The sequence below is a fragment of the Saccharothrix sp. HUAS TT1 genome, from assembly GCF_040744945.1.
Taxonomy (GTDB): domain Bacteria; phylum Actinomycetota; class Actinomycetes; order Mycobacteriales; family Pseudonocardiaceae; genus Actinosynnema.
This window is the reverse complement of sequence record NZ_CP160453.1, coordinates 2,032,791-2,058,645: the sequence shown is the minus strand read 5'-3', so window position 1 is coordinate 2,058,645 and position 25,855 is coordinate 2,032,791. Positions and strand designations below refer to the sequence as shown.

Annotated in this window: 38 protein-coding genes; 3 read left to right on the top strand and 35 right to left on the bottom strand. The window is 68.4% G+C overall.

Features of this window, described 5'->3' with window-relative positions; translation table 11 throughout:
* Nucleotides 1-10: 10 nt before the first annotated feature.
* From AB0F89_RS10260 to AB0F89_RS10250, 3 genes are all read left to right on the top strand, one after another.
* The gene (locus AB0F89_RS10260) at nucleotides 11-715 is read left to right on the top strand and encodes a hypothetical protein (RefSeq protein WP_367138806.1); all 705 of its coding nucleotides are present in this window, start codon (nucleotides 11-13) and stop codon (nucleotides 713-715) included.
* Nucleotides 716-963: 248 nt separating this feature from the next.
* Nucleotides 964-2,523 carry a S8 family serine peptidase gene (locus AB0F89_RS10255; RefSeq protein ID WP_367134867.1) on the top strand — a complete coding sequence of 520 codons (1,560 nt, stop codon included), beginning with the start codon at nucleotides 964-966 and terminating at the stop codon, nucleotides 2,521-2,523.
* A 142-nt stretch (nucleotides 2,524-2,665) separates the two neighbouring features.
* A complete protein-coding gene (locus tag AB0F89_RS10250) occupies nucleotides 2,666-3,265 on the top strand; it encodes a Uma2 family endonuclease (protein ID WP_367134865.1) in 600 nt (199 codons plus the stop codon).
* Nucleotides 3,266-3,295: 30 nt separating this feature from the next.
* Here AB0F89_RS10250 and truA read toward each other — a convergent pair whose 3' ends face one another.
* The 35 genes from truA to fusA form a co-directional block, all read right to left on the bottom strand.
* Nucleotides 3,296-4,087 carry a tRNA pseudouridine(38-40) synthase TruA gene (gene truA / locus AB0F89_RS10245; RefSeq protein WP_367134863.1) on the bottom strand — a complete coding sequence of 264 codons (792 nt, stop codon included), beginning with the start codon at nucleotides 4,085-4,087 and terminating at the stop codon, nucleotides 3,296-3,298.
* A gap of 59 nt (nucleotides 4,088-4,146) precedes the next feature.
* Nucleotides 4,147-4,731 (bottom strand): 50S ribosomal protein L17, encoded by a 585-nt coding sequence (gene rplQ / locus AB0F89_RS10240; RefSeq protein WP_367134861.1) that lies wholly within the window; start codon nucleotides 4,729-4,731, stop codon nucleotides 4,147-4,149.
* Between the two features lie 58 nt (nucleotides 4,732-4,789).
* Nucleotides 4,790-5,842: a DNA-directed RNA polymerase subunit alpha gene (locus AB0F89_RS10235; RefSeq protein ID WP_141980319.1), complete on the bottom strand. Its 1,053-nt coding sequence runs from the start codon at nucleotides 5,840-5,842 to the stop codon at nucleotides 4,790-4,792.
* 144 nt (nucleotides 5,843-5,986) lie between these two features.
* Nucleotides 5,987-6,592 (bottom strand): 30S ribosomal protein S4, encoded by a 606-nt coding sequence (rpsD, locus tag AB0F89_RS10230; RefSeq protein WP_367134859.1) that lies wholly within the window; start codon nucleotides 6,590-6,592, stop codon nucleotides 5,987-5,989.
* Nucleotides 6,593-6,615: 23 nt separating this feature from the next.
* A complete protein-coding gene (gene rpsK, locus AB0F89_RS10225; protein WP_033436732.1) occupies nucleotides 6,616-7,023 on the bottom strand; it encodes a 30S ribosomal protein S11 in 408 nt (135 codons plus the stop codon).
* A 37-nt stretch (nucleotides 7,024-7,060) separates the two neighbouring features.
* Nucleotides 7,061-7,441, bottom strand: a complete 381-nt coding sequence (gene rpsM / locus AB0F89_RS10220) for a 30S ribosomal protein S13 (RefSeq protein ID WP_367134857.1) — start codon at nucleotides 7,439-7,441, stop codon at nucleotides 7,061-7,063.
* A 221-nt stretch (nucleotides 7,442-7,662) separates the two neighbouring features.
* The gene (gene rpmJ / locus AB0F89_RS10215) at nucleotides 7,663-7,776 is read right to left on the bottom strand and encodes a 50S ribosomal protein L36 (protein ID WP_010148647.1); all 114 of its coding nucleotides are present in this window, start codon (nucleotides 7,774-7,776) and stop codon (nucleotides 7,663-7,665) included.
* A 52-nt stretch (nucleotides 7,777-7,828) separates the two neighbouring features.
* Nucleotides 7,829-8,050 (bottom strand): translation initiation factor IF-1, encoded by a 222-nt coding sequence (gene infA, locus AB0F89_RS10210; RefSeq protein WP_005166804.1) that lies wholly within the window; start codon nucleotides 8,048-8,050, stop codon nucleotides 7,829-7,831.
* A 418-nt stretch (nucleotides 8,051-8,468) separates the two neighbouring features.
* Nucleotides 8,469-8,843: a hypothetical protein gene (locus tag AB0F89_RS10205; protein WP_367134855.1), complete on the bottom strand. Its 375-nt coding sequence runs from the start codon at nucleotides 8,841-8,843 to the stop codon at nucleotides 8,469-8,471.
* Between the two features lie 178 nt (nucleotides 8,844-9,021).
* Complete coding sequence (gene map / locus AB0F89_RS10200; RefSeq protein ID WP_367134853.1) at nucleotides 9,022-9,795, bottom strand: type I methionyl aminopeptidase; 774 nt, start codon at nucleotides 9,793-9,795, stop codon at nucleotides 9,022-9,024.
* 50 nt (nucleotides 9,796-9,845) lie between these two features.
* Complete coding sequence (locus tag AB0F89_RS10195) at nucleotides 9,846-10,397, bottom strand: adenylate kinase (protein WP_367134851.1); 552 nt, start codon at nucleotides 10,395-10,397, stop codon at nucleotides 9,846-9,848.
* The gene (secY, locus tag AB0F89_RS10190) at nucleotides 10,397-11,707 is read right to left on the bottom strand and encodes a preprotein translocase subunit SecY (RefSeq protein ID WP_367134849.1); all 1,311 of its coding nucleotides are present in this window, start codon (nucleotides 11,705-11,707) and stop codon (nucleotides 10,397-10,399) included. Before secY ends, AB0F89_RS10195 begins: the two co-directional genes overlap by 1 nt.
* A 726-nt stretch (nucleotides 11,708-12,433) precedes the next feature.
* Nucleotides 12,434-12,877 (bottom strand): 50S ribosomal protein L15, encoded by a 444-nt coding sequence (rplO, locus tag AB0F89_RS10185; RefSeq protein WP_367134847.1) that lies wholly within the window; start codon nucleotides 12,875-12,877, stop codon nucleotides 12,434-12,436.
* The gene (rpmD, locus tag AB0F89_RS10180; RefSeq protein WP_033428588.1) at nucleotides 12,874-13,059 is read right to left on the bottom strand and encodes a 50S ribosomal protein L30; all 186 of its coding nucleotides are present in this window, start codon (nucleotides 13,057-13,059) and stop codon (nucleotides 12,874-12,876) included. Before rpmD ends, rplO begins: the two co-directional genes overlap by 4 nt.
* A gap of 2 nt (nucleotides 13,060-13,061) precedes the next feature.
* Nucleotides 13,062-13,667 (bottom strand): 30S ribosomal protein S5, encoded by a 606-nt coding sequence (rpsE, locus tag AB0F89_RS10175; protein WP_106616824.1) that lies wholly within the window; start codon nucleotides 13,665-13,667, stop codon nucleotides 13,062-13,064.
* Nucleotides 13,668-13,701: 34 nt separating this feature from the next.
* Complete coding sequence (rplR, locus tag AB0F89_RS10170; RefSeq protein WP_367134845.1) at nucleotides 13,702-14,115, bottom strand: 50S ribosomal protein L18; 414 nt, start codon at nucleotides 14,113-14,115, stop codon at nucleotides 13,702-13,704.
* A gap of 1 nt (nucleotide 14,116) precedes the next feature.
* On the bottom strand, nucleotides 14,117-14,656 hold the full coding sequence (gene rplF, locus AB0F89_RS10165; RefSeq protein WP_367134843.1) for a 50S ribosomal protein L6: 540 nt from the start codon (nucleotides 14,654-14,656) through the stop codon (nucleotides 14,117-14,119).
* 17 nt (nucleotides 14,657-14,673) lie between these two features.
* Entirely contained in the window at nucleotides 14,674-15,072 is a 399-nt protein-coding gene (rpsH, locus tag AB0F89_RS10160; protein ID WP_033428586.1) for a 30S ribosomal protein S8, read from the bottom strand.
* Nucleotides 15,073-15,202: 130 nt separating this feature from the next.
* Entirely contained in the window at nucleotides 15,203-15,388 is a 186-nt protein-coding gene (locus AB0F89_RS10155; protein WP_033436724.1) for a type Z 30S ribosomal protein S14, read from the bottom strand.
* Between the two features lie 3 nt (nucleotides 15,389-15,391).
* Entirely contained in the window at nucleotides 15,392-15,955 is a 564-nt protein-coding gene (gene rplE / locus AB0F89_RS10150) for a 50S ribosomal protein L5 (protein WP_367134840.1), read from the bottom strand.
* Nucleotides 15,955-16,269: a 50S ribosomal protein L24 gene (gene rplX / locus AB0F89_RS10145; protein ID WP_033436722.1), complete on the bottom strand. Its 315-nt coding sequence runs from the start codon at nucleotides 16,267-16,269 to the stop codon at nucleotides 15,955-15,957. The genes rplE and rplX overlap by 1 nt, the downstream gene beginning before the upstream one ends.
* Before the next feature lies 1 nt (nucleotide 16,270).
* Complete coding sequence (gene rplN / locus AB0F89_RS10140) at nucleotides 16,271-16,639, bottom strand: 50S ribosomal protein L14 (protein ID WP_033436721.1); 369 nt, start codon at nucleotides 16,637-16,639, stop codon at nucleotides 16,271-16,273.
* Nucleotides 16,640-16,706: 67 nt separating this feature from the next.
* Nucleotides 16,707-16,988: a 30S ribosomal protein S17 gene (rpsQ, locus tag AB0F89_RS10135; RefSeq protein ID WP_367134837.1), complete on the bottom strand. Its 282-nt coding sequence runs from the start codon at nucleotides 16,986-16,988 to the stop codon at nucleotides 16,707-16,709.
* Nucleotides 16,985-17,233, bottom strand: coding sequence for a 50S ribosomal protein L29 (gene rpmC / locus AB0F89_RS10130; protein ID WP_367134835.1), 249 nt, complete (start codon nucleotides 17,231-17,233; stop codon nucleotides 16,985-16,987). The genes rpsQ and rpmC overlap by 4 nt, the downstream gene beginning before the upstream one ends.
* Nucleotides 17,233-17,652: a 50S ribosomal protein L16 gene (gene rplP, locus AB0F89_RS10125; protein WP_073885915.1), complete on the bottom strand. Its 420-nt coding sequence runs from the start codon at nucleotides 17,650-17,652 to the stop codon at nucleotides 17,233-17,235. The genes rpmC and rplP overlap by 1 nt, the downstream gene beginning before the upstream one ends.
* Before the next feature lie 3 nt (nucleotides 17,653-17,655).
* Nucleotides 17,656-18,474 (bottom strand): 30S ribosomal protein S3, encoded by an 819-nt coding sequence (gene rpsC / locus AB0F89_RS10120; protein ID WP_367134832.1) that lies wholly within the window; start codon nucleotides 18,472-18,474, stop codon nucleotides 17,656-17,658.
* Complete coding sequence (rplV, locus tag AB0F89_RS10115; protein WP_053715232.1) at nucleotides 18,474-18,890, bottom strand: 50S ribosomal protein L22; 417 nt, start codon at nucleotides 18,888-18,890, stop codon at nucleotides 18,474-18,476. Before rplV ends, rpsC begins: the two co-directional genes overlap by 1 nt.
* Nucleotides 18,891-18,925: 35 nt before the next feature.
* Nucleotides 18,926-19,207, bottom strand: coding sequence for a 30S ribosomal protein S19 (rpsS, locus tag AB0F89_RS10110; protein WP_033384221.1), 282 nt, complete (start codon nucleotides 19,205-19,207; stop codon nucleotides 18,926-18,928).
* Nucleotides 19,208-19,225: 18 nt separating this feature from the next.
* Entirely contained in the window at nucleotides 19,226-20,059 is an 834-nt protein-coding gene (gene rplB / locus AB0F89_RS10105) for a 50S ribosomal protein L2 (protein WP_367134830.1), read from the bottom strand.
* A gap of 22 nt (nucleotides 20,060-20,081) precedes the next feature.
* The gene (gene rplW / locus AB0F89_RS10100) at nucleotides 20,082-20,381 is read right to left on the bottom strand and encodes a 50S ribosomal protein L23 (RefSeq protein WP_360464711.1); all 300 of its coding nucleotides are present in this window, start codon (nucleotides 20,379-20,381) and stop codon (nucleotides 20,082-20,084) included.
* Nucleotides 20,378-21,070 carry a 50S ribosomal protein L4 gene (gene rplD, locus AB0F89_RS10095; RefSeq protein ID WP_367134828.1) on the bottom strand — a complete coding sequence of 231 codons (693 nt, stop codon included), beginning with the start codon at nucleotides 21,068-21,070 and terminating at the stop codon, nucleotides 20,378-20,380. Before rplD ends, rplW begins: the two co-directional genes overlap by 4 nt.
* A gap of 2 nt (nucleotides 21,071-21,072) precedes the next feature.
* Nucleotides 21,073-21,723, bottom strand: a complete 651-nt coding sequence (rplC, locus tag AB0F89_RS10090; protein ID WP_367134826.1) for a 50S ribosomal protein L3 — start codon at nucleotides 21,721-21,723, stop codon at nucleotides 21,073-21,075.
* Between the two features lie 52 nt (nucleotides 21,724-21,775).
* Entirely contained in the window at nucleotides 21,776-22,081 is a 306-nt protein-coding gene (gene rpsJ, locus AB0F89_RS10085; protein WP_003938093.1) for a 30S ribosomal protein S10, read from the bottom strand.
* 327 nt (nucleotides 22,082-22,408) lie between these two features.
* Nucleotides 22,409-23,602, bottom strand: a complete 1,194-nt coding sequence (gene tuf, locus AB0F89_RS10080) for an elongation factor Tu (protein WP_053715237.1) — start codon at nucleotides 23,600-23,602, stop codon at nucleotides 22,409-22,411.
* Nucleotides 23,603-23,740: 138 nt separating this feature from the next.
* Nucleotides 23,741-25,843, bottom strand: coding sequence for an elongation factor G (gene fusA / locus AB0F89_RS10075; RefSeq protein WP_367134824.1), 2,103 nt, complete (start codon nucleotides 25,841-25,843; stop codon nucleotides 23,741-23,743).
* Between the last annotated feature and the right edge of the window lie 12 nt (nucleotides 25,844-25,855).

The window sequence follows — 25,855 nt, the reverse complement described above, 5'->3', positions numbered from 1 at the left end:
TTCCCGCTTGATGGACTCGCAGGGCCGGGGCGTGGCGCCGGAGTTCCTGGTGTCGCCCCAGATGCTGGACGTGGTGAGCCCGTCGGGCGACCGCGGCGGCATGGTGCTCGGCTCCGGCCTCCAGGGCGAGCCGCTGACGATCTCGGTGCTGCGGTCCGCGCCGACCCGCATGGTGGTGGTCGGCGGGCTGTACCTGGCCAGGCAGATCGCGCTGCGGGCGATGGCGACGGGCGCGTGGATCACCATCGCGACGGGTCGCCCGGCGGCCTGGCAGCCCGTGGTGCGCGCCGCGGGCGCGGGACCGGACGGCCGCCCCTCGCCGCTGGTGCAGCTGCGCCGGCTGAGCCCGGTCGAGCTGCCGCGGCCGTCCGAGGACAGCCCGCTGCTGGTCGTGCACGACGGCGGCCACGTGCCGCAGGAACTGTTCCCGCCGCGCTCGCCGTGGCAGACCACTATGTACGTGTTGCCCTATTTGCACCCCCAGGCGGCGACGACGGCGAATTCCGCGGACCTGGTGCTGCTGCAACGGCTACCGGTCGGGCAGGCGCAGTTGGCGAGTCAGATCTGGCGGTTGCCGCCGCAGATGGCGCACCAGCTCACCACGCTCAAGGACGACCAGGTGATCGCGCTCGGGACGAACCTGTGGCGGCCGTTGCGCCTGGTCACCACCCCCGGTGAGCAGCAGATCCTCGGTGCGGTCCGGCGCGGCGACTGACCGCCGCCCCGCTGTTGCCCGTGCCCCCGGACCTCGTCCGGGGGCATATTTTTTCGCCCGGGTCCAGTGACTCTCCGCAGCAATTCGTTCACAGTCCGAATAAAACTGTGGAGGAGCCGTTCGTCGGTTGATCCGCCGAAATTCTTGCTTCACCCCCGCGGGGCGAACTAGGAACAACTCAACGTGCTCGACCGGTTTCAGGGCGACACCGGTCGGACACCACCCCTGCGAAGAGGAGAACCCCTGCCATGGCAGACGTGCGCGCGTCCTGGATGAGACGGGCAGCCGGTGTGGGACTGGCCACCGGCACGGCGTTCGCGGTCACGGCCGCGCTGACCAGCTTCACCTCGACCGCGGCGGAGGGTCGGATCCTCGGGTCGGACGCGCCGAACGCGGTCAAGGACAGCTACATCGTCGTGCTCAAGGACATGAGCACGAGCAGCGTCGGCACGCTGAGCGGCAAGTACCAGGCGAACGTCAAGCACACGTACACCAGCGCGCTGCGCGGCTTCTCGGCCACCATGACCGAGGCGCAGGCCCGCAAGCTGGCCGCCGACCCGTCGGTGTCCTACGTGCAGCAGGACGGCGAGGTGAAGATCTCCGGCACGCAGACGCCGACCCCGTCGTGGGGCCTGGACCGGATCGACCAGGCCGCGCTGCCGCTGGACAACTCCTACACCTACCCGAACGAGGGTGAGGGCGTCACCGCCTACATCATCGACACGGGCATCCGGTTCTCGCACAGCGACTTCGGCGGTCGCGCCGTGAGCGGTCGCGACACCGTCGACAACGACAACGACGCCGCCGACTGCAACGGCCACGGCACGCACGTCGCGGGCACCGTCGGCGGCACGAAGCACGGCGTGGCGAAGAAGGCCAAGCTGGTCGGCGTGCGGGTGCTGAACTGCGCGGGCTCCGGCACCTACGCGGGCGTCATCGCGGGCATCGACTGGGTCACCGCGAACGCGGCCAAGCCGGCCGTCGCGAACATGTCGCTCGGCGGCGGCGCGGACGCCACGGTCGACCAGGCCGTGCGCAACTCCATCGCGGCGGGCGTGACCTACGGCCTCGCGGCGGGCAACGACAGCGGCGCCAACGCGTGCAACACGACGCCGGCGCGCACGCTGGAGGCGATCACGGTCGGTTCCACGACCAACACCGACGCCCGGTCGTCGTTCTCCAACATCGGCACCTGCCTGGACATCTTCGCGCCGGGCTCCAGCATCACCTCGGCCTGGCACACCAACGACACCGCCACCAACACGATCAGCGGCACGTCCATGGCCACGCCGCACGTGGTCGGCGCGGCGGCGGTCTACCTGTCCGCCAACCCCGCCGCCACGCCGCAGCAGGTGCGCGACGCCCTGGTGAACGCCGCGACGAACGGCGTGGTCGGCAACGCGGGCACCGGTTCGCCGAACAAGCTGCTCAGGCTCGTCGGCGGCACCACCCCGCCCACCGGCTGCCCGGCCAAGACCAACGCGACCGACGTGGCCGTGCCGGACCTGGGCACCGCGTCCAGCCCGATCCCGGTGACCGACTGCGCCGGCAAGGCGGGCACGGCCGCCACCGTCGAGGTGCACGTCAAGCACACCTACCGGGGCGACCTGGCGATCGACCTGATCACGCCGAGCGGCGCGGTCAAGCAGCTCAAGGTGCAGTCGGGCTCGGACGGCGCGGACAACGTGGACGCGACCTACACGCTGAACCTGTCGGCGGAGAACGCCAACGGCACCTGGCAGCTGCGCGTGCGCGACTCGTACAGCCAGGACACCGGCTACATCGACACCTGGACCCTCGACCTGTAGTCGCCGACGGCCCGACCGCACGACAGCGGCCCCGCACCCTCCCCGGTGCGGGGCCGCTCCGCATTTCACCTGATCAGGGCCGGTGTCGCCCCAGTGGGACTGTGGCAGGGTCATAATCAAGTCGATCGCGGAGGTTGTAGTCGTGTCCACAGCCCTGAAGGAAGAAGCCCTGCCGAACCCGATGATCGGCCCGCACACCGTCGAGGAATGGCTCGACCTGCCCCCTGCGGAGGACGGGTCGCGCATCGAGCTGATCTTTGGACACTTCCACGTGACTCCCCCACCTTCCGGCGAACACCAACTCACCGCCTACTGGCTGGGCAGGTGGATCGACGACACGATCCGGGCCACCGGGCGATCCGACCTGTTCTTCGCCCCACCGGTGGGGGTGAAGATCTCATCGGCCCTGCGCACGGCCCTGATCCCCGACGCCGTGATCCTGGACCGGAAGCCGACGGGGGCGAGCTTTCCCGCGGAAGCGCTGCTGCTGGCGGTGGAGGTCTGGTCACCCGGCAACACGCGTTCGGAGCGGGAGGCGAAGATGGCCGCCTACGCCTCGGCGGGGGTGCCGTTCGTGTGGACGATCGAGCAGACGAACAGGTTCAGCGGCCTGAAGCCCACCGCCCACCGCCTCGGCGCGGGCGAGTACGAGGTCGAGAACACCATCGACTCCGGCGGACCGACGACCATCACGGCCTCCCCGATCCCCGTAACGGTCGATCTGGACGAACTCGGCTTCTGAGCCGGCGCAAACGATTGCGGGCCCGTCGGACTACCCGGCGGGCGCGACGCGCACGTTCCGGGTGACGGCCGCCCGCGCGGCCAGTTCGCCGTCCGCCGGGTAGTCGACCCGCACCAGCGACAGCCCGTGCGCCGGGGCCACCGCGACCTCGCTGGACCGCCCGCTCGACGACAGCAGCGACGCGGGCCACCCCACCGGCTTGCGCCCCTCCCCGACGGCCAGCAGCGCGCCGACCAGGCTGCGCACCATCGAGTGGCAGAACGCGTCCGCGGACACGTGCGCGGTCAGCACGTCACCCGCGCGCACCCACTCCAGGCGCTGCAGCTCGCGGATCGTGGTCGCGCCCTCCCGCCGCTTGCAGAACGCGCAGAAGTCCCGTTCGCCCAGCAGCGCCCGGGACGCCTCGTTCAACGCGTCCAGGTCCAGCGGGCGGGGCCAGGCCAGGGTGTCCAGGCGCCGCAGCGGGTGCGCGCCGAACGCGGCGTCGGTGACCCGGTACTCGTAGTGCCGCCGCAACGCGGCGAACCGCGCGTCGAACGCCCCCGGCACGACCCGCGCCGAGAACACCCGCACGTCCGCCGGCAACGCCCTGGCCAGGCGCTTCGGCAGCCCCGCGACGTCCACCCCGGCCCGCAGGTCGACGTGCGCCACCTGGCCGGACGCGTGCACGCCCGCGTCCGTGCGGCCCGCCACGGTGAGCTGCACGTCCTCGCGCAGCACCGTGGACATGGTGTCCTCCAGCACCCCGCACACCGTGCGGCGGTCGGGCTGCCGCGCCCAGCCGGAGAACGCCGTGCCGTCGTAGGCCAGGTCGAGTCGCACACGAACGAGCCCGTCGTCCCCAGCGGGGGCGACGGGCTCGTCGGTGAAGTTCGCGTCCGTCAGGACTCGTCCTTCTTGTTCTCGGTCTTCGCCGCGTCGTCGGCGCCCTCGGCGGGCTCCTCGGCGGCGTCCTTCGTGGCGGACTCGGGCGCCTCGGCGTCCTGGTCCTGCACGTCCGCGGTGTCCGCGGTCCCCTCGGTCGAGTCGGCCGCCGTCTCGTTCTTGGCGGGAGCCTCGTCCTTGGCGAACTTGGTCTTGCGGGCGCGCTCCGCCTCGGAGGTGACGGTCTGCTCCGCGACCAGCTCGATCACGGCCATGGGGGCGTTGTCGCCCTTGCGCGGCAGCGTCTTGGTGATGCGGGTGTAGCCACCGGGGCGGTCGGCGAACTGCGGGCCGATCTCGGCGAACAGCTTGTGCACGATGTCCTTGTCGCGGATGACCTTCAGGATCTCGCGACGGTTGTGCAGGTCGCCGACCTTCGCCTTGCTGATCAGCTTCTCGGCGTACGGGCGCAGCCGCTTCGCCTTGGCCTCAGTGGTCGTGATCCGACCGTGGGTGAACAGGGACGTGGCCAGGTTGGCCAGCATCAGCCGCTCGTGGGCCGGCGAGCCCCCGAGACGGGGTCCCTTGGTGGGGGTGGGCATCGAATTGCTCCTCGGATTTCTTTCTGATCCTCTGCTCCGGCCCGGCCGCTAAGCGACCTCAGAGCTGCTCGGTCTCCGCGTAGTCCTGGCCGTCGTCGTGGGAGTCCACGGCGGTGTCCGTGCCCCAGCCTTCGGCCGGGTAGTCGGACGCGGCGGCCGACGGGTCGAACCCAGGAGGGCTGTCCTTCAGCGCGAGGCCGAGGCCGACGAGCTTCATCTTGACCTCGTCGATCGACTTCGCGCCGAAGTTGCGGATGTCCAGCAGGTCCGCCTCGCTGCGCGAGACCAGCTCGCCCACGGTGTGGATGCCCTCGCGCTTGAGGCAGTTGTAGGACCGGACGGTGAGGTCCAGGTCCTCGATCGGCATCGCGAACGCCGCGATGGTGTCCGCCTCGGCGGGCGAGGGGCCGATCTCGATGCCCTCGGCGTCGACGTTCAGCTCGCGAGCGAGGCCGAACAGCTCGACCAGCGTCTTGCCCGCCGACGCGACGGCGTCGCGCGGCGTGATGGACGGCTTGGTCTCGACGTCGAGGATCAGCTTGTCGAAGTCGGTCCGCTGCTCGACACGGGTGGCCTCGACCTTGTAGGTCACCTTCATGACGGGCGAGTAGATCGAGTCGACCGGAATGCGGCCGATCTCGGCGCCGGCCTGCTTGTTCTGCACGGCGGGGACGTAGCCGCGACCGCGCTCGACCACGAGCTCGATCTCCAGCTTGCCCTTGCCGTTCAGGGTGGCGATGTGCAGGTCGGGGTTGTGCACGGTGACACCGGCCGGAGGCACGATGTCGCCCGCGGTCACCGCGCCCGGCCCCTGCTTGCGCAGGTACATGGTCACCGGCTCGTCCTCCTCGGAGCTGACGACCAGCTCCTTGAGGTTGAGGATGATGTCGGTGACGTCTTCCTTCACACCGGGGACGGTCGTGAACTCGTGCAGCACGCCGTCGATGCGGATGCTGGTCACGGCCGCGCCGGGGATGGACGACAGCAGGGTGCGGCGAATCGAGTTGCCGAGGGTGTAGCCGAAGCCCGGCTCCAGCGGCTCGATGACGAACCGGGAGCGGGTCTCGTTGACCGCTTCCTCGCTGAGCGAGGGGCGCTGGGAAATCAGCACTGGGTTCTTCCTCTCTAACCCCGACGCCCGCTATTTGACGTCGTGGGACCGGTCGCGGAGACCGGCAAACGCATGCGGCACACCATTCCGTGCCGCCGCGGGACCCGACTGGGAGGACCACCGGTGGCGGCCCTCCCAGGAGGATCACTTCGAGTAGAGCTCGACGATGAGCTGTTCGGTGACGGGCGTGTCGATCTGCGCCCGCTCCGGGAGCTGGTGCACCAGGATCCGCAGGGTCGAGGGGACGACCTGCAGCCACGCCGGGATCGGCCGGTCGCCGAAGGAAGCGCGCGCGGCCTCGAAGGGCAGCGTGGGCAGCGACTTCGGCTTCACGTCGATGATGTCGAACTTCGACACCCGGAAGCTCGGGATGTTGACCTTCTGGCCGTTCACGATGAAGTGACCGTGGCTGACCAGCTGGCGGGCCTGACGACGGGTGCGCGCGAGACCCGCGCGGTACACCACGTTGTCCAGCCGGGACTCCAGGATCTGCAGCAGGTTCTCACCGGTCTTGCCGGTGCGGCGAACCGCTTCCTCGTAGTAGCGCCGGAACTGCTTCTCCAGGACGCCGTACGTGTAGCGGGCCTTCTGCTTCTCCTGCAGCTGCAGCAGGTACTCGGACTCCTTGATCCGACCGCGGCCGTGCTGGCCGGGCGGGTAAGGACGACGCTCGAACGCCTGGTCCCCGCCGACGAGGTCGACCTTGAGACGGCGCGAGATGCGAGTGGCCGGTCCGGTGTAGCGTGCCATGTTGTCTTACTCCTCCCCGTGCCTCAGACCCGGCGCCGCTTGGGCGGGCGGCAGCCGTTGTGGGGCTGCGGGGTCACGTCCTGGATGGTGCCGACCTCGAGACCGGCGGCCTGCAGCGAGCGGATCGCGGTCTCCCGGCCGGAGCCGGGGCCCTTCACGAACACGTCGACCTTGCGCATGCCGTGCTCGGCGGCCTTGCGTGCGGCGTTCTCGGCGGCCATCTGCGCCGCGAACGGCGTGGACTTGCGCGAGCCCTTGAAGCCGACGTGGCCGGCGGACGCCCAGCTGATCACGTTGCCCATCGGGTCCGTGATGGACACGATGGTGTTGTTGAACGTGCTCTTGATGTGCGCCTGGCCGTGCGAGACGTTCTTCTTTTCCTTGCGCCGGACCTTCTTGACCCCGGCGCCCGTGCGGGACTTGGGTGGCATGTCTGGGTGAACTCCTACTTGCTAGAGACGCGAGGTCTTACTTCTTTCCGGCCTTCTTCTTGCCGGCGACGGTCTTCTTCGGACCCTTGCGAGTGCGCGCGTTCGTCTTGGTGCGCTGCCCGCGGACGGGCAGGTTGCGACGGTGGCGCAGCCCCTCGTAGCAGCCGATTTCCATCTTCCGGCGGATGTCGGCCTGAACCTCGCGGCGGAGGTCACCCTCGACCTTGAAGTGGTTCTCGATGTAGTCCCGCAGCTTCGCCAGGTCGTCGTCACCGAGGTCCTTCACCCGGATGTCCGGGGAGATCCCGGTGGCGGTCAGCAGCTCCTTCGAGCGCGTCCGACCGATGCCGAAGATGTAGGTGAGCGCGATCTCCAACCGCTTCTCGCGGGGGAGGTCGACGCCAGCGAGTCGTGCCATACGGCGCTTGCTCCTAACAGTGGTGTCGCTCCAGGTCTGCTCCTCGCCCGATCCCGGGACTGACTCGCTGTGTCAGTGTCCGGTCGCTCTCGCGCCCGGTGTCCCGGCCCCGGCCTGGAGTCCGGGGGTGTGCCACCCGGGGTGCCCGGTGTGGCAGGTGCGAGGAGGCTTACTCGTTGTCGCGTCCGGTGAAGACTCGACTCGTGCCGGTCGTGCTCCGCTCAGCCCTGGCGCTGCTTGTGGCGCAGGTTCTCGCAGATCACCATGACCCGGCCGTGGCGGCGGATCACCTTGCACTTGTCGCAGATCTTCTTGACGCTCGGCTGGACCTTCACGCCTGAGCTCTCCTGCGTCAGCCGGCGCACCCGTGCTCGGGCGCGCCGGAGGTCACTTGTAGCGGTAGACGATGCGCCCGCGGGACAGGTCGTAGGGCGAGAGCTCCACGACAACCCGGTCCTCGGGGAGGATGCGGATGTAGTGCTGACGCATCTTGCCGCTGATGTGTGCCAGGACCTTGTGACCGTTCTCCAACTCGACGCGGAACATCGCGTTGGGAAGCGGCTCGACTACGCGGCCCTCGACCTCAATGGCCCCGTCCTTCTTGCCCATGTCCTCCGCGTTTCGTGACGGTGGGTGTTGCTTCCGGAGTGCGGGCACGCGGCGCCCCGACTCCTCCAGGCCCTTGCGAACCCTGCCAGCCTCGGGGAGCTGATCCCCGGGCATGGCGGAACCGGCGCGACGTGTGCGCCACCCGTCCATACTACGCGGGTCGGCGCGAACACCCAAATCGGCCCAGGTGGCCGCCCGCGGGAGCAGGTCCCGCGGCCCCTGCGGCGCACGGGCTCGACCGGCGGCGCGTCGGCCACCGGACCACACCCGGCGCCCGTCCGAGGAATCACCACTCGACGGAAAGGCGAAGTACTCGCCATTTCCCTTTGATCGCACAAATGCGCTGTCGGCCGATGGGGAAATGCGACCGAGGGGCCGCGGCGTCGAGCCGCGACCCCTCACCCGACCACCGGTCGGATCAGCCGATCGACACGCAGGGGTCACCCCAGTTCGAGTAGTTCCCACCGCCGTCGTGCCGCCACAGCTGCGAGCACATGTTGCTGCCCGCCGGGAACGACATGTTCACCGGGTTCGAGCCGTACAGGTTGCCGCCGCCGTAGTAGAAGTTGCCGAAGTTGTGGTCGAAGCCCGGCGCGAACAGGCGGATGTGGTACGTGCCCGGCGTGCCGCAGCTCTGGGTCGAGGACACGTTGCCGACGTAGCTGCTGCTGCCGCTGTTGATCCACAGGCAGCGGTTGCCGCCGGTGCCGGCACTGGCCGGCGTCGTCGTGCCGAACACCAGGGCGAGCATTCCGACAAAGGCGAAAACGGCCTTGAAGAGGGTACGTTTCATCGACACTCCAAACATTGCACTCAACTGGTGAATGATGTGGATCGCGGCGTTGAATTCAATCGCATTGTCGACGCTACTGAGGCCGCGCCGAGGGCGTCAAGAAACCTGCCCGCCGGTGGGCGGGAAAGAAAAACGCCACCCCCTTGCCGGGGGTGGCGCGTGCGTGGGGCGGTGTTCGTCAGTCCGGCAGGGCCGTCAACACCCAGGGACCGTCGTCGGTGATGGCCACCGAGTGCTCCCAGTGCGCGGCGCGCGAGCCGTCGGCGGTGATGACCGTCCAGCCGTCGTCCAGCTCGACCGTCCGCTCGGTGCCCAGGGTCAGCATGGGCTCGATCGCGATCGCCATGCCGACCTTGAGCCGCGGGCCCTTGCCCGGCTTGCCGTGGTTGGGCAGGAACGGGTCCATGTGCATCTTCGTGCCGATGCCGTGGCCGCCGTAGCCCTCCACGATCCCGTACTCGACGCCGTGCTCCTCGCCCGCCCGGATGGTGGCCGACTCGATCGCGAACGAGATGTCGCTCAGCCGCCCGCCGGGCACCGCCGCCTCGATGCCCGCGAGCATCGACGCGCGGGTCGCCTCGGACAGCTTCAGCTCCGCGCCGGTGACCTCGCCGACCGGCAGGGTGACCGCCGAGTCGCCGTGCCAGCCGTCCAGGATGGCGCCGCAGTCGATCGAGATCAGGTCGCCCTCGGCCAGCACCTGGGTGCGGCTGGGGATGCCGTGGACCACCTGCTCGTTCACCGACGCGCAGATCGACGCCGGGAACCCGTGGTAGCCCTTGAACGACGGGATCGCGCCGGCGTCGCGGATGCTCTGCTCCGCCAGCTCGTCCAGCTCGGCGGTGCTGACGCCCGCCTTCGCGTGCGCGGACACCAGCGCCAGCGTGCGCGCGACGACCAGCCCGGCCGCCCTCATGGCGTCGAGCTGGTCGCGGCTCTTGATCTCGATCATGCGGTCCCGACCGGGGACGACCCGACGCAGCGCATCGACCAGTCCACCGCTCACTTCAGGTCGCGCAGCGCGCTCAGGGCGCGCCCGCTGATCTCGTCGACGTCGCCGACGGCGTCGATGCTCACGACGATGTCGGCGTAGTAGTCGAGCAGCGGCGCGGTCTCCGTCCGGTACACCTGCTGGCGGTGCCGGATCACGTCTTCCTTGTCGTCCGTGCGGCCGCGGGCGAGCAGCCGCTCGACCACGACGTCCTCGTCGACCCGGAACTCCAGCACCGCGTCGAGGGTGTGACCGCCGGCCGCCAGCATCCCGCTCAGCACGTCCGCCTGCGCGGTGTTGCGCGGGAAGCCGTCGAGCAGGAAGCCGTTGGCGGCGTCCGGCTCCAGGAGCCGGACGCGCATCATCTCGTTGGTCACCTCGTCCGGCACCAACTCGCCCGAGTCCAGGTACTCCTGGACCTCCTTGCCCAGATCGGTCTGCTCGCTGATGTGGGCGCGGAACAGGTCCCCGGTGGAGATGTGCGGCACGCCGAGCTCGGTGCTGAGCGTCTTTGCCTGGGTGCCCTTGCCCGCACCGGGCGGGCCGACGAGAACGAGTCGCACTAGCGGAGGAACCCTTCGTAGTTGCGCTGCATGAGCTGGCTCTCGATCTGCTTCACGGTGTCGAGGCCGACACCGACCATGATCAGCACCGCCGTGCCGCCGAACGGGAAGTTCTGGTTCTGACCCTGGTCGGTCACTTCCAGGAAGAAGTTCGGCAGGATGGCGACGATGCCCAGGTAGATCGAGCCGGGCAGCGTGATCCGCCCCAGGACGAAGCGGAGGTACTCGGCGGTGGGCCTGCCCGGACGGATACCCGGGATGAACCCACCGAACTTCTTCATCTCATCGGCACGCTCGTCCGGGTTGAACGTGATGCCGACGTAGAAGTAGGTGAAGAAGACGATCAGCAGGAAGTAGAGCGAGATGTGCACCGGGCTCGACTGGCTGACCAGGTGCGTCGCGACGAAGGTCTCGAACCAGCCGGGCGCCGAGCCGTCGTTCGAGGCCGTCAGCCGGGAGATCAGGTCCGGCAGGTACAGCAGCGACGAGGCGAAGATGACCGGGATGACACCGGCCTGGTTCACCTTCAGCGGCAGGTAGGTCGACGTGCCGCCGTACATCCGGCGGCCGATCATGCGCTTGGCGTACTGGACCGGGATGCGGCGCTGGGCCTGCTCCACGTAGACGACGCTGGCGATGATCACGAGGGCCGCGACGCAGACGAGGAAGAACGTCAGGCCACCGCGGTCGAAGATGATCTTGCCCTCGATCGGGATGCGGGCCGCGATGCCGGTGAAGATCAGCAGCGACATGCCGTTGCCGATCCCCTTCTCGGTGATGATCTCGCCGAGCCACATGATCACGCTGGTGCCCGCGGTCATGACGACCACGAGGACGACCAGGTTGAAGATGCTCTGGTCGGGGATGACCGGGACGTCGCAGTTCGCGAACAGCTGGTCGCGCACGGCCAGGGCGATGATGCCCGTGGACTGCAGGACCGCGAGGGCGATGGTCAGGTAGCGGGTGTACTGGGTCAGCTTGCCCTGACCCGCCTGCCCTTCCTTCTTCAGCTGCTCGAACCGGGGAATCACCACGGTGAGGAGCTGGATGATGATGCTCGCCGTGATGTACGGCATGATGCCGAGCGCGAAGATCGACAAGTTCAGCAGCGCACCACCGCTGAACAGGTTGATCAGCTGGTAGATCCCCTGCTGGTCGACCTGCTCGACGCACTGTTTGACGTTCTTGAAGGAGACGCCCGGCGCGGGCATGGTGGCGCCCAACCGGTACACCACGACGATCCCCAGTGTGAAGAGGATCTTCTTGCGTAGGTCCGGCGTCGCGAGAGCCGAGCGGAATGCGCCGAGCACGCGAACCTCCATCAGCGTTGCCGCCCCGCTGGGGTCGGCATCCTGCGGTGCCGGCTGTGTTGCCGACACAGTCTTGCGGACATCCCGTCGACCATCGCCGACGGTGGCGGAAGCGACGGATAGCCGCGACCGACCCGGAGGGCATCCGGGTTCAGCCCGCGACTTTAACAGTCGCCTGGCCGATGGCCGTAGGCAGTCTTCCTTCACACTTAGTACCCGATCGACCACAGTCCCGGGCAAGCCCCCGAATGGATCAAGTCCCGGCGGGCGGGCCGGACCGGGCGGAGCGGTCGACGCGCCCGGCGCCGGGCGACCGCGCCGCGCGCCGCCGTCCTGGCGGACTCAGCAGCGGTGGAGTTGACGGGCCGGCGGCGACCTGGTCGCGGCGAAGTGGCCGCAAGGTGGCCCAGGAGGGCCGTAGGGGCTCGGAAGGGCCCGGGGTGGGCCGGCTTGACCGGGGAAGCCCGTGCCGTGCTCAGAGCGACCAGGGCCGGGACGCCGAAGGGGCGGTCGAACCCGGCGAACCGGCCGCCACCCGGCGTTACGCCCTGCGCGAACGGGCGTCTCGACAGCCCCCGCACCGCGTCCCGGCGGCGGGACGGACGACCCGTCGATCGCCGGCAACCGTTGAAAAGATTCGCGATCGATCTTTCCCACCGGTTGGCGCGCGCACGCGAACGGCCCCGGAGCGGGAGGCTCCGGGGCCGTTCGGCGGTGTGCTTCGGATCAGAGCACGGTGGTGGTGCCACCGGCGGCGGCGATCTTGTCGACCGCGCTGCCGGAGAACTTGTTCGCCACGACGTCGAGCTTGACGCCGTCCAGGTCACCGTTGCCGAGGACCTTCACGAGCTCGTTCTTGCGCACCAGGCCCGCGTGGACCAGCGCGTCCACGTCCACCCGACCGCCGTCCGGGAACACCCGGGCGAGGTCGCCCACGTTCACCACCTGGTACTCGGTGCGGAACGGGTTGCGGAAGCCCTTGAGCTTCGGCAGGCGCATGTGCAGCGGCATCTGGCCACCCTCGAAGCGCGGGGAGACGTTCTTCCGCGCGCCGGTGCCCTTCGTGCCGCGACCGGCCGTCTTGCCCTTGGAGCCCTCACCGCGACCGACACGGGTCTTCGCGGTCTTGGCGCCGGGGGCCGGACGCAGGTCATGGATCTTGATGGTCACGACTGGACCTCCTCGACGACCACCAGGTGGCGAACGGCGTGGATCAGGCCGCGCACCTGCGGCGTGTCCTCGCGGACCACCGACTGGCGGATCTTGCGCAACCCCAGGGTCCGGAGGGACTCACGGTGGTTGTGCTTGGTACCGATGCTGCTCTTGACCTGGGTCACCTTGAGCTGCGCCATGGTCACACCGCCCCTGCACGGGCACGGAGCATGCCGGCGGGAGCCACATCCTCGATCGGCAGACCGCGACGGGCGGCCACCTCCTCGGGACGCTGGAGGCCCTTCAGGGCCGCCACCGTGGCGTGCACGATGTTGATGGCGTTGTCGGAGCCCAGCGACTTGCTCAGCACGTCGTGGACGCCCGCGCACTCCAGCACCGCGCGGACCGCGCCACCGGCGATGACACCGGTACCGGCCGAGGCCGGGCGCAGCATGACGACGCCGGCGGCCTTCTCGCCCTGGATCGGGTGAGGGATCGTGCCCGCGATGCGGGGGACGCGGAAGAAGTTCTTCTTCGCCTCCTCCACACCCTTGGCGATCGCCGCGGGGACTTCCTTGGCCTTGCCGTAGCCGACACCGACCATGCCGTCGCCGTCACCGACGACGACCAGGGCGGTGAAGCTGAAGCGACGACCACCCTTGACGACCTTGGAGACGCGGTTGATCGCGACCACGCGCTCCAGGTGCGGGGTCTTCTCCTGGGCCGCTCCGCCGCGGCCACCGTCACGGCGGTCGCGGCGCTCTCCGCGCTCGCCCCCGCCGCCTTCGCGACGCGTGCGTCCTGGCATCAGGCGTCCCTCTCAATTCGGTTCATGTGCATTGTCAGAACTCCAGCCCCGCCTCGCGGGCGGCATCGGCCAGAGCGGCGATCCGACCGTGGTAGGCGTTGCCGCCCCGGTCGAAGACCACCTTGGTGATCCCGGCGTCCTTGGCGCGGGCGGCGGCCAGCTGGCCGACCTTCGCCGCACGGGCCTTCTTGTCGCCGTCGATCGCCCGGACGTCCGCCTCCACGGAGGAGGCCGCGGCCAGGGTGCGGCCGGTCAGGTCGTCGATCACCTGCACGGTGATGTGCTTCGACGAGCGGTGCACCGCCAGGCGCGGGCGCTCGGCCGTGCCGCTGACCTTCTTGCGGAGGCGGAAGTGACGGCGGGTCTTGGCGACGCGGCGGGTGGTCGAGATGTCCTTGCCAACCGGCTTCCGCCCCGAAGAAACGGACTTCGTTGCAGTCTCGCTCATGTCACTTACCCGTCTTTCCGACCTTGCGGCGGATCTTCTCACCCGAGTAGCGCACGCCCTTGCCCTTGTACGGGTCGGGCTTGCGCAGCTTGCGGATGTTGGCGGCGACCTCGCCGACGAGCTGCTTGTCGATGCCGGCCACGGAGAAGCGGGTCGGGGTCTCCACCGCGAAGGTGATGCCCTCGGGGGCCTCCACCTTCACCGGGTGGCTGAAGCCCAGCGCGAACTCCAGGTCGGAACCCTTCAGCGCCACGCGGTAACCGACGCCGTGGATCTCCATCTTCTTCTCGTAGCCCTGCGTCACGCCGACGACCATGTTCTGCACCAGGGTGCGCGACAGGCCGTGGAGCGAGCGGCTGCGACGCTCGTCGTTCGGGCGCTTCACCTCGAGGGTGCCGTCGTCGGCCTTCTCGATGATGATCGGCTCGGCGATGTTCAGCGACAGGGTGCCCTTCGGGCCCTTCACGCTCACAGCCTGGCCGTCGATGTTCACGTCGACCCCGGAGGGGACGGTGATCGGCAGTTTTCCGATGCGCGACATTGCCTAGTCCCCCTTCCTCACCAGACGTAGGCGAGGACTTCTCCGCCCACGCCCGACTTGTTGGCCTGGCGGTCGGTCATCAGACCGCCAGAGGTCGAAATGATCGCGACGCCCAGACCGCCCAGCACCTTCGGCAGGTTGGTCGACTTCGCGTACACGCGCAGACCGGGCTTCGACACGCGGCGGAGGCCGGCGATGCTGCGCTCCCGGTTCGGGCCGTACTTCAGCTCGATAACCAGGTTCTTGGCCACGTCGCCCTGCTCGTCGCGGTAGCTAGCGATGTAGCCCTCGCGCTTGAGGATCTCGGCGATGTTGGCCTTCAACTTCGAGTGCGGCATCACGACCTTGTCGTGGTAAGCCGAGTTCGCGTTCCGCAGACGCGTCAACATGTCTGCGATCGGGTCGGTCATCGTCATGGTGACCTGGTCAACCTTTCTCGCTGCGGTTCCCCAGCCAGGGTCCGAGCCGGCCGCGGTGCGGCCGGCTGGTCGTGGACGGGCCTACAGCGAAGTGATGATTCTCGAAAAACCTGCCGCCGAGCCGGACTTACCAGCTGGACTTGTTGACACCGGGCAGCTCGCCCCGGTGCGCCATCTCGCGGAGGCAGATCCGGCACAGGCCGAACTTGCGGAACACCGAGTGCGGGCGACCGCAACGCTGGCAGCGGGTGTAACCCCGCACCTTGAACTTCGGCTTGGCCGCGGCCTTGTTGATCAGCGCCTTCTTGGCCATCTGTCAGTTCTCCTTGAACGGGAAGCCCAGGTGCTTCAGCAGCGCCCGGCCCTCGTCGTCGTTGGTCGCGGTCGTCACCACGGTGATGTCCATGCCGCGGGGACGGTCGATCGCGTCCGGGTCGATCTCGTGGAACATCGACTGCTCGTTGAGGCCGAACGTGTAGTTCCCGTTGCCGTCGAACTGCTTGCCCGACAGGCCGCGGAAGTCGCGGATGCGGGGCAGCGCGATCGTCAGCAGGCGGTCCAGGAACTCCCACATGCGGTCGCCGCGCAGCGTGACGCGCGCGCCGATCGGCATGCCCTCGCGCAGCTTGAACTGCGCGATGGACTTGCGGGCCCGGCGGACCTCGGGGCGCTGGCCGGTGATGATCGACAGGTCCTTGACGGCGCCCTCGATCAGCTTGCCGTCGCGGGCGGCGTCGCCGACGCCCATGTTGACGACGACCTTCACCACGCCCGGGATCTGCATGACGTTGGCGTACTCGAACTGCTCGCGCAGCGCGGCGATGATCTCCTCGCGGTAGCGGGTCTTCAGCCGCGGCGTGGTCTTCTCAACGGTGGTCATCAGATGTCCTTCCCGTTACGACGGGAAATGCGGACCCGCTTGCCCTCGTCGTTCGTCCGGTAGCCCACACGGGTCGGCTTGCCGTCCGAGTCGACCACCATCACGTTGGACACGTGGATGGGGGCCTCCTGGGTCACGATGCCGCCCGACTGCGCGCCGCGCTGGGTCTGCGTGATCCGGGTGTGCTTCTTGATGCGGTTGACGCCCTCGACCAGGACGCGGTTCTCAGCGGGGTAGGCCATGATGACCTTGCCGCGAGCACCCTTGTCCTTGCCGGCGATAACGACGACGGTGTCGCCCTTCTTCACCTTCATGTCAGAGCACCTCCGGCGCCAACGAGATGATCTTCATGAACTTCTTGTCGCGCAGCTCTCGACCGACCGGGCCGAAGATGCGGGTGCCCCGCGGCTCGTTGTCGTTCTTGATGAGCACCGCGGCGTTCTCGTCGAACCGGATGTAAGAGCCGTCGGGACGGCGCTTCTCCTTGACGGTGCGGACGATGACCGCCTTGACGACGTCGCCCTTCTTGACGCCGGCGCCGGGGATGGCCTGCTTCACCGTCGCGACGATGATGTCCCCGATGCCCGCGTAGCGGCGGCCCGAGCCACCGAGAACACGGATGCAGAGGATTTCCTTCGCACCGGTGTTGTCGGCGACGCGCAGCCGCGACTCCTGCTGGATCACTTACCTGCTCCTTGACCATTCCTGGCCCGCCAGATTTCCGACCTGACGGGCTCGGTCGTACGACTGGCTACTTGGCCTTCTCGAGGACCTCGACGAGGCGCCAGCGCTTGGTGGCCGACAGCGGCCGCGTCTCCATCAGCAGGACGCGGTCGCCGACGCCGGCGGTGTTCTGCTCGTCGTGCGCCTTCACCTTGGTGGTGGAGCGCATGACCTTCGAGTACCGGCGGTGCTTCTTGCGGTCCTCGACCGCCACCACGATCGTCTTGTCCATCTTGTCGGACACGACGTAGCCCTCGCGGACCTTGCGGTCGTTGCGAGCCTCGGTGGTCACTTCGTTGTTCTCGCTCATGCCGCACCCTCACCAGTGGAAACCGCGTCGGGAGAGGCCGAGAGGCCCAGCTCCCGCTCCCGCATCACGGTGTAGACCCGGGCGATCTCGTGCCGGACCGTGCGCAGGCGGCGGTTGTTGTCGAGCTGCCCGGTGGCCATCTGGAAGCGGAGGTTGAACAGCTCCTCCTTCGCCTCCCTCAGGCGCAGCACGAGCTCTTCCTCGGTGAGCTCACGCAGCTCGGAAGCGGTGGTACCCGCTGCCATCAGAACTCACCACCCTCACGCGTAACGATGCGGCACTTCATCGGGAGCTTGTGGATCGCGCGGCGCAGCGCCTCGCGGGCCACGGTCTCGTTCGGGAAGCTCATCTCGAAGAGCACCCGACCCGGCTTGATGTTCGCCACCCACCACTCCGGCGAGCCCTTGCCGGAACCCATGCGGGTCTCGGCGGGCTTCTTGGTCAGCGGGCGGTCCGGGAAGATGTTGATCCAGACCTTGCCACCGCGGCGGATGTGCCGGGTGATCGCGATACGAGCCGACTCGATCTGCCGGTTGGTCACGTAGGCGGGCTCCAGAGCCTGGATGCCGTACTCGCCGAAGGTGACCCTCGTGCCGCCCTTGGCAGCACCGGACCGTCCGGGGTGGTGCTGCTTGCGGTGCTTAACCCTGCGCGGGATGAGCACGACTCAGCCCTCCGTCTTCTCTTCGGTCGGCGCGGCGGCCTGGTCGCCCGCAGCGGCCCGGCCGGCCTCGGTGCTCGTCGCGGTGGTGCCGCTGGCGCCGGAACGGCGCGCCCGGTTCGGGCGCTCGTTGCGGTCGCGACGCGGAGCGCGGTCGGCCGCCGGGGCGGCGTCACGCTCGCGCTTGGCGCTGATGCCACCGACGATGTCGCCCTTGTAGATCCACACCTTCACGCCGATCCGGCCGAACGTGGTGCGGGCCTCGAAGAAGCCGTAGTCGATGTCGGCGCGCAGCGTGTGCAGCGGCACGCGGCCGTCGCGGTAGTGCTCGGAGCGGGACATCTCGGCGCCGCCGAGACGACCGCCGCACTGCACGCGAATGCCCTTGACCTGCGGCGAGCGCATGGCCGACTGGATGGCCTTGCGCATCGCGCGGCGGAAGGCCACGCGGTTGGACAGCTGCTCCGCCACGCCCTGCGCGACGAGCTGCGCGTCCGACTCCGGGCTCTTCACCTCGAGGATGTTGAGCTGCACCTGCTTCTTGGTGAGCTTCTCCAGCTCACCGCGGATGCGGTCGGCCTCGGCGCCGCGGCGGCCGATGACGATGCCCGGCCGGGCGGTGTGGATGTCGACGCGGACCCGGTCCCGGGTGCGCTCGATCTCCACCTTGGAGATGCCGGCCCGCTCCATGCCCTTCGAGAGCAGCTTGCGGATCTTGACGTCCTCGGCCACGTACTCGGCGTACTGCTTGTCGGCGTACCAGCGGGACTTCCAGTCCGTGGTGATACCAAGTCGGAAGCCGTGCGGGTTGATTTTCTGGCCCACTACCGAGCCCCCTTCCTGTCAGCGCCGGCCTTCGCGCTGGTCTTCTTCGGACGGCTCTCCACCTCGACGGTGATGTGGCTCGTCCGCTTGCGGATCCGGTAGGCGCGGCCCTGGGCGCGCGGGCGGAACCGCTTGAGGGTCGGACCCTCGTCCACGTAGACCTTCGACACCCAGAGGGTGTCGGGGTCCAGGGACAGGTTGTTCTCGGCGTTGGCCACGGCGCTCTGCAGCACCTTGCGGACCGGCTCAGATGCCGCCTGCGGCGCGAACTGGAGCACGGCCAGGGCCTCGCTGGCGCTACGACCCCTGATGAGCTCGACGACGCGACGCACCTTCATGGGCGTGTCACGGACGTAGCGAGCCCGAGCCACGGCGCGCGGGAACTCCGGCGCTTCGGCTTCGTTACGGGCGTTCATCGCTGCTTCCCCTTGCTCTTCCTCTGGTTCGTCGCCTAGCGACGGCGCGACTTCCGGTCGTCCTTGATGTGGCCCTTGAACGTGCGGGTCGGGGCGAACTCGCCGAGCTTGTGCCCGACCATCGCCTCCGAGACGAACACCGGCACGTGCTTGCGACCGTCGTGCACCGCGATCGTGTGGCCCAACATGTCGGGGATGATCGTCGACCGGCGGGACCAGGTCTTGATGACGGTCTTCTTGCCCGATTCGTTGAGGGCGTCCACCTTCTTGAGCAGGTGGTCGTCCACGAAGGGGCCCTTCTTAAGGCTGCGAGGCATCCTTCACTCCCTCCCTGCTCAGCGCTTCTTACCGGTGCGACGACGCCGGACGATGAGCTTGTCGCTTGGCTTGCGGCGGCGGGTGCGACCCTCGGGCTTGCCGGCCGGGTTCACCGGGTGGCGACCACCGGAGGTCTTGCCCTCACCACCACCGTGCGGGTGGTCCACCGGGTTCATGGCGACACCGCGGACGGTGGGCTTCTTGCCCTTCCACCGCATGCGGCCGGCCTTGCCCCAGTTGATGTTCTGGTGCTCGGCGTTGCCGACCTCGCCGACCGTGGCGCGGCACCGGACGTCCACGTTGCGGATCTCGCCCGAGGGCATCCGCAGCTGGGCGTAGGGGCCGTCCTTGGCGACGAGCTGCACGCTGGCACCGGCCGAGCGGGCGATCTTCGCGCCGCCGCCGGGGCGGAGCTCGATCGCGTGGATCACCGTGCCGACGGGGATGTTGCGCAGCGGCAGGTTGTTGCCCGGCTTGATGTCGGCCTTGGGGCCGTTCTCCACGACGTCGCCCTGCTGCAGCTTGGACGGCGCGATGATGTAGCGCTTCTCGCCGTCGAAGTAGTGCAGCAGCGCGATGCGCGCGGTGCGGTTGGGGTCGTACTCGATGTGAGCGACCTTGGCCGGCACGCCGTCCTTGTCGGTGCGGCGGAAGTCGATGAGGCGGTACGCCCGCTTGTGGCCACCACCCTTGTGCCGCGTCGTGATCTTGCCCGACGCGTTGCGGCCACCGCGGCCGTGCAGCGGGCGGATCAGCGACTTCTCCGGCGTCGTCCGAGTGATCTCGGCGAAGTCGGAGACGCTCGCACCGCGACGACCGGGGGTCGTCGGCTTGTACTTGCGAATGCCCATCTCTACGCAGTCCTCGTCGTCATCAGGCGGCCGGGCCGCCGAAGATCTCGATCGGCTTGCTCTCGGCGGACAGCGTCACGATGGCGCGCTTGGTGTCCTTGCGCTTGCCATAACCGGTCCGGGTCCGCTTGCGCTTGCCCTGGCGGTTGAGCGTGTTGACGCTGACGACCTTGACGCCGAAGACCTTCTCCACGGCAATCTTGATCTGGGTCTTGTTCGCGCCGGGGGACACCACGAAGGTGTACTTGTTCTCCTCGAGCAGCCCGTAGGACTTCTCGGAGATGACCGGCGCGAGCAGGATGTCCCGGTGGTCGGGGATCACTTCGCGGCCTCCTCGTCGGTCTCGGACGACGACGCGGTGGCCTCGGCGGAACCCTGCCCGTGCTGGGACTTGCTCGCCAGGAACACGTCGAGCGCGTCCTTGGTGAACACCACGTCGTCGTTGACCAGCACGTCGTAGGTGTTCAGCTGGTCCGGCGCGATGATGTGCACGTGCGGCAGGTTGCGCAGGCTGACCCACGAAACCTCGTCGGTGCGCAGCAGCACGGCCAGCACGCGGCGGGCCTCGGTCACCGTCTCCAGCACCTTGCGGGCCGACTTGGTCGACGGCGCGTCGCCCTCGACGAAGCCGCTCACCACGTGCACCTGGCCGGCGCGCGCCCGGTCGGAGAGGGCGCCGCGCAGGGCGGCGGCCTTCATCTTCTTGGGGGTGCGCTGCGAGTAGTCGCGCGGCTGCGGGCCGTGGACGACGCCACCACCGGCGAACTGCGGCGCGCGGGTCGAGCCCTGACGGGCGCGGCCGGTGCCCTTCTGCCGGTACGGCTTCTTGCCACCGCCGCGGACGTCGCCGCGGGTCTTGGTGGCGTGCGTGCCCTGGCGGGCCGCGGCCAGCTGGGCCACGACGACCTGGTGCAGCAGCGCCACGTTCGCCTGCGCGTCGAAGATCGCCGCGGGCAGCTCGACGGAGCCGTCGGCCTTGCCCGCCGGGGTGCGGATCTCAACGGAAGTCATGATCAGGCACCACCCTTCGCTGCGGTCTTGATGAACACGGTGCCGCCCTTGGGGCCGGGAACGGCGCCCTTGATGAGCAGCAGACCGGACTCGGCGTCCACGCGGTGCACCTTGAGGTTCTGGGTGGTCACCCGCACGTGGCCCATCCGGCCGGCCATCCGCAGGCCCTTGAACACGCGGCCGGGCGTGGCGCAGCCGCCGATGGAGCCGGGCGAGCGGTGCTTGCGCTGGGTGCCGTGGCTGGCGCCGAGGCCCTTGAAGCCGTGGCGCTTCATGACACCCGCGGTGCCCTTGCCCTTGCTGGTGCCGACCACGTCGACCACCACGCCGGCCTCGAAGACCTCGGCGGTGATTTCCTGGCCGACCGTGTACTCGGACGCGTCCGTGGTGCGCAGCTCCGCCAGGTGGCGGCGGGGCGTGACGCCCGCCTTGGCGTAGTGGCCCGCGACGGGCTTGTTGACCTTGCGCGGGTCGATCGCGCCGAAGGCCAGCTGCACGGCCGAGTAGCCGTCGTTCTCCTGGGTCCGAACCTGGGTGACCACGTTCGGCTCGGCCTTGACGACGGTCACCGGAACGATCCGGTTGTTCTCGTCGAAGACCTGAGTCATGCCGAGCTTGGTGCCCAGGAGGCCCTTAACCTGCCTGTCAGACATGGGTCTCGTTACTCTCCGCCCCAAATGGGATCAACACTGCCGCGTCCAACGCTTACTGGATGTTGACGTCGACGCTCGCCGGCAGGTCGATGCGCATGAGCGCGTCCACCGTCTTCGGCGTCGGGTCGAGGATGTCGATCAGACGCTTGTGCGTGCGCATCTCGAAGTGCTCGCGCGAGTCCTTGTACTTGTGCGGCGAGCGGATGACGCAGTAAACGTTCTTCTCAGTGGGCAGCGGCACAGGCCCGACGACCCGAGCGCCGGTGCGCGTCACGGTCTCGACGATCTTGCGCGCGGACGCGTCGATCGCCTCGTGGTCGTAGGCCTTGAGCCGGATGCGGATCTTCTGTCCCGCCATGATGGCTTGCCGTTCCTCTGCTTCTAGTACCGCTGCGGTGCGGGCACCTTGCACGAGGTCACGGGACCTCCGGCGCGCTCCGCCCCCTATTCAGGACTGACACCGAGCGGTGTCACGGTGCCCGGTCCACGCGGTCGGGCGTGTCGCGCCCCAGCACATAGACCGGTCCCACTGATACAGCCTGTGGGATTGTCTGACCAGATCAAACCCCGCTCGTGACGGGGCGGCCGAGTCCAGAACTCGAACCGGCCGCCCCGACGAGCAACCCGTCAATGGTCGCACACCGGGGTGCGCAGACCAAATCGGGGGGTGAGATTTAGAGCCAGGTCACTTGATGATCTTGGTGACCGAGCCCGCGCCGACGGTGCGGCCACCCTCGCGGATGGCGAACCGCAGGCCCTCGTCCATGGCGATCGGCTGGATCAGCTTCACGGCCATGGTCGTGGTGTCGCCCGGCATGACCATCTCGGTGCCCTCGGGGAGGGTCACGACGCCGGTCACGTCCGTGGTGCGGAAGTAGAACTGCGGGCGGTAGTTGTTGAAGAACGGCGTGTGGCGGCCGCCCTCGTCCTTCGACAGGATGTAGACCTGCGCGTCGAACTCGGTGTGCGGGGTGGTGGTGCCCGGCTTGATGATCACCATGCCGCGCTCCACCTCCTCGCGCTTCACGCCACGCAGCAGCAGCGCGGCGTTGTCGCCCGCGCGGCCCTCGTCGAGGAACTTCTTGAACATCTCGATCGAGGTGACCGTCGTCTTCTTCGAGGTCTCCTTGATGCCGACGATCTCGACCTCTTCGTTGACCTTGACGATGCCGCGCTCGATGCGGCCGGTCACCACGGTGCCACGACCGGTGATCGTGAACACGTCCTCGACCGGCATCAGGAACGGGCGGTCGACCTCGCGCTCGGGCTCCGGGATGTTCTCGTCCACGGCGTCCATGAGGCCGATCAGCTTCTCGCCCCACTCGGCGTCGCCCTCCAGCGCCTTCAGCGCGGAGACGCGGACGACCGGCAGGTCGTCACCGGGGAACTCGTACTCGGAGAGCAGTTCGCGGACCTCGAGCTCGACGAGCTCCAGGATCTCCTCGTCGTCCACCATGTCGGCCTTGTTCAGGGCCACCACGATGTAGGGCACACCGACCTGGCGGGCCAGGAGCACGTGCTCCTTGGTCTGCGGCATCGGGCCGTCGGTCGCCGCGACCACCAGGATGGCGCCGTCCATCTGCGCCGCACCGGTGATCATGTTCTTGATGTAGTCGGCGTGACCGGGGCAGTCGACGTGCGCGTAGTGGCGCTTGTCGGTCTGGTACTCGATGTGGGCGATCGAGATGGTGATGCCGCGCTGCTTCTCCTCCGGCGCCTTGTCGATCTGGTCGAACGGCGTGAAGGGGTTCAGGTCCGGGTACTTGTCGTGCAGGACCTTGGAGATCGCCGCGGTCAGCGTCGTCTTGCCGTGGTCGATGTGACCGATGGTGCCGATGTTGACGTGCGGCTTCGTCCGCTCGAACTTCGCCTTCGCCACTGGATTGTCCTCCTGGACTTCTATTGCTTAGCCCGGCGGGCGGCTTTCACCCGCCGGGCGTCACGTCAGGGTCGGTTGTGCGGACCCCGGGGCATCCCCCCGGAGAGCCCGCGTGGTGCTGCGGTGCTCCGGTTGGGGTTACTCGCCCGTCGCCTTCGCGATGATCTCCTTCGCGACGTTCGCGGGAACCTCGGCGTAGGAGTCAAAGGTCATCGAGTAGTTCGCGCGACCCTGGGTCCTGGACCGCAGGTCGCCGACATACCCGAACATCTCCGACAGCGGGACCAGCGCCTTGACGATGCGGGCACCACTGCGCTCTTCCATGGCCTGGATCTGGCCACGGCGGGAGTTCAAGTCGCCGATCACGTCGCCCATGTAGTCCTCGGGCGTGGTGACCTCGACGGCCATCAACGGCTCGAGGATGGCCGGGCTCGCCTGGCGAGCGGCTTCCTTGAGCGCCATCGAGCCCGCGATCTTGAACGCCATCTCCGACGAGTCGACCTCGTGGTAGGCGCCGTCGATCAGGGTCAGCTTGACGCCCACCAGCGGGTAGCCCGCCAGCACGCCGTACTGCATCGCGTCCTGGGCGCCCGCGTCCACCGACGGGATGTACTCCCGCGGGATGCGACCGCCGGTGACCGCGTTGACGAACTCGTAGAGAACGCCGTCCTCGGTCTTCTCCAGCGGCTCCAGGTCGATGAGGACCTTCGCGAACTGGCCGGAGCCACCGGTCTGCTTCTTGTGGGTGTAGGAGTACTTCTCCACCTTGCGGCGGATCGTCTCCCGGTACGCCACCTGCGGCTTGCCGATGTTGGCCTCGACCTTGAACTCGCGGCGCATGCGGTCCACCAGGATGTCCAGGTGGAGCTCGCCCATGCCGGCGATGATCGTCTGGCCGGTCTCCTGGTCCAGGTTGACCCGGAACGTCGGGTCCTCCTCGGCCAGCTTCTGGATCGCGGTGCCCAGCTTCTCCTGGTCGGCCTTCGTCTTCGGCTCGATCGCCACCTGGATGACCGGCTCGGGGAAGGTCATGGACTCCAGCACGATGGGCGACTGCGGGTCGCACAGCGTCTCACCGGTGGTGGTGTCCTTCAGGCCGATCACGGCGTAGATGTGACCGGCGATGGCCTCGTCGACCGGGTTCTCCTTGTTGGCGTGCATCTGGAAGATCTTCCCGATGCGCTCCTTGCGGTCCTTGGTCGAGTTGATGACCTGGGTGCCGGAGGCGACCTTGCCGGAGTAGACCCGGATGTAGGTCAGCTTGCCGAAGAACGGGTGCGCCGCGATCTTGAACGCCAGGGCCGAGAACGGCTCGTCCGTCGCCGGCTTGCGGAAGGCCGGCGTCTCGCCGTCCTGCAGCGTGCCCTCGACCGGGGGGAGGTCCAGCGGAGCGGGCAGGAAGTCGATCACCGCGTCGAGCATGGGCTGGACGCCCTTGTTCTTGAACGCCGAGCCGCACAGCACCGGGTAGGCGGAGCGGTTCTTGACGATCGCGCGGATGCCCGTCTTGATCTGCTCGACGGTCAGCTCCTCGCCGCCGAGGTAGGACTCCATGAGGGCGTCGTCGGTCTCGGCGACGGCCTCGACCAGCGCCTCGCGGTACTCGGCGGCCTTCTCGGCGAGGTCGGCCGGGATCTCCTCGACCGTGTAGTCCTCACCCTTCTGGACCTCGCCGCGCCAGGTCAGCGCGCGCATCTCGACCAGGTCGACGACGCCGATGAAGTCGCTCTCCGAACCGATCGGGATCTGGATCGGCAGCGGCTTCGCGCCCAGGCGCTCCTGGATGGTGCGGACGGTGAAGTAGAAGTCCGCGCCGAGCTTGTCCATCTTGTTGACGAAGCAGATGCGCGGGACGTCGTACTTGGTCGCCTGGCGCCAGACCTGCTCGGACTGGGGCTCGACGCCTTCCTTGCCGTCGAACACGGCAACGGCACCGTCGAGGACGCGGAGGTTGCGCTCCACCTCGACGGTGAAGTCGACGTGGCCCGGCGTGTCGATGATGTTGATCTGGTGGTTCTTCCAGAAGCAGGTCGTCGCGGCCGACGTGATCGTGATGCCGCGCTCCTGCTCCTGCTCCATCCAGTCCATCACCGCGGCGCCGTCGTGGACCTCGCCGATCTTGTAGCTGATCCCGGTGTAGAACAGGATCCGCTCGGTCGTCGTGGTCTTGCCCGCGTCGATGTGGGCCATGATCCCGATGTTGCGGACCTTGGCCAGGTCGGTGAGCACGTCCTGTGCCACGGGTGTCTTCCC

Bases quoted from the DNA above. Each gene is read 5' to 3' on its own strand.
- AB0F89_RS10260 (WP_367138806.1), top strand. From the start codon at position 11: ATGGACTCGCAGGGCCGGGGCGTGGCGCCGGAGTTCCTGGTGTCGCCC.
- AB0F89_RS10255 (WP_367134867.1), top strand. From the start codon at position 964: ATGGCAGACGTGCGCGCGTCCTGGATGAGACGGGCAGCCGGTGTGGGA.
- rplQ (WP_367134861.1), bottom strand. From the start codon at position 4,731: ATGCCCACCCCCACCAAGGGACCCCGTCTCGGGGGCTCGCCGGCCCAC.
- rpsD (WP_367134859.1), bottom strand. From the start codon at position 6,592: ATGGCACGCTACACCGGACCGGCCACTCGCATCTCGCGCCGTCTCAAG.
- rpsK (WP_033436732.1), bottom strand. From the start codon at position 7,023: ATGCCACCCAAGTCCCGCACGGGCGCCGGGGTCAAGAAGGTCCGGCGC.
- rpsM (WP_367134857.1), bottom strand. From the start codon at position 7,441: ATGGCACGACTCGCTGGCGTCGACCTCCCCCGCGAGAAGCGGTTGGAG.
- infA (WP_005166804.1), bottom strand. From the start codon at position 8,050: ATGGGCAAGAAGGACGGGGCCATTGAGGTCGAGGGCCGCGTAGTCGAG.
- AB0F89_RS10205 (WP_367134855.1), bottom strand. From the start codon at position 8,843: ATGAAACGTACCCTCTTCAAGGCCGTTTTCGCCTTTGTCGGAATGCTC.
- map (WP_367134853.1), bottom strand. From the start codon at position 9,795: ATGATCGAGATCAAGAGCCGCGACCAGCTCGACGCCATGAGGGCGGCC.
- rpmD (WP_033428588.1), bottom strand. From the start codon at position 13,059: ATGGCGCAGCTCAAGGTGACCCAGGTCAAGAGCAGCATCGGTACCAAG.
- rpsE (WP_106616824.1), bottom strand. From the start codon at position 13,667: ATGCCAGGACGCACGCGTCGCGAAGGCGGCGGGGGCGAGCGCGGAGAG.
- rplR (WP_367134845.1), bottom strand. From the start codon at position 14,115: ATGAGCGAGACTGCAACGAAGTCCGTTTCTTCGGGGCGGAAGCCGGTT.
- rplF (WP_367134843.1), bottom strand. From the start codon at position 14,656: ATGTCGCGCATCGGAAAACTGCCGATCACCGTCCCCTCCGGGGTCGAC.
- rpsH (WP_033428586.1), bottom strand. From the start codon at position 15,072: ATGACGATGACCGACCCGATCGCAGACATGTTGACGCGTCTGCGGAAC.
- AB0F89_RS10155 (WP_033436724.1), bottom strand. From the start codon at position 15,388: ATGGCCAAGAAGGCGCTGATCAACAAGGCCGCGGCCAAGCCGAAGTTC.
- rplE (WP_367134840.1), bottom strand. From the start codon at position 15,955: ATGACCACCGTTGAGAAGACCACGCCGCGGCTGAAGACCCGCTACCGC.
- rplX (WP_033436722.1), bottom strand. From the start codon at position 16,269: ATGAAGGTGAAGAAGGGCGACACCGTCGTCGTTATCGCCGGCAAGGAC.
- rpsQ (WP_367134837.1), bottom strand. From the start codon at position 16,988: ATGAGCGAGAACAACGAAGTGACCACCGAGGCTCGCAACGACCGCAAG.
- rpmC (WP_367134835.1), bottom strand. From the start codon at position 17,233: ATGGCAGCGGGTACCACCGCTTCCGAGCTGCGTGAGCTCACCGAGGAA.
- rplV (WP_053715232.1), bottom strand. From the start codon at position 18,890: ATGAACGCCCGTAACGAAGCCGAAGCGCCGGAGTTCCCGCGCGCCGTG.
- rpsS (WP_033384221.1), bottom strand. From the start codon at position 19,207: ATGCCTCGCAGCCTTAAGAAGGGCCCCTTCGTGGACGACCACCTGCTC.
- rplB (WP_367134830.1), bottom strand. From the start codon at position 20,059: ATGGGCATTCGCAAGTACAAGCCGACGACCCCCGGTCGTCGCGGTGCG.
- rplD (WP_367134828.1), bottom strand. From the start codon at position 21,070: ATGACTTCCGTTGAGATCCGCACCCCGGCGGGCAAGGCCGACGGCTCC.
- rplC (WP_367134826.1), bottom strand. From the start codon at position 21,723: ATGTCTGACAGGCAGGTTAAGGGCCTCCTGGGCACCAAGCTCGGCATG.
- rpsJ (WP_003938093.1), bottom strand. From the start codon at position 22,081: ATGGCGGGACAGAAGATCCGCATCCGGCTCAAGGCCTACGACCACGAG.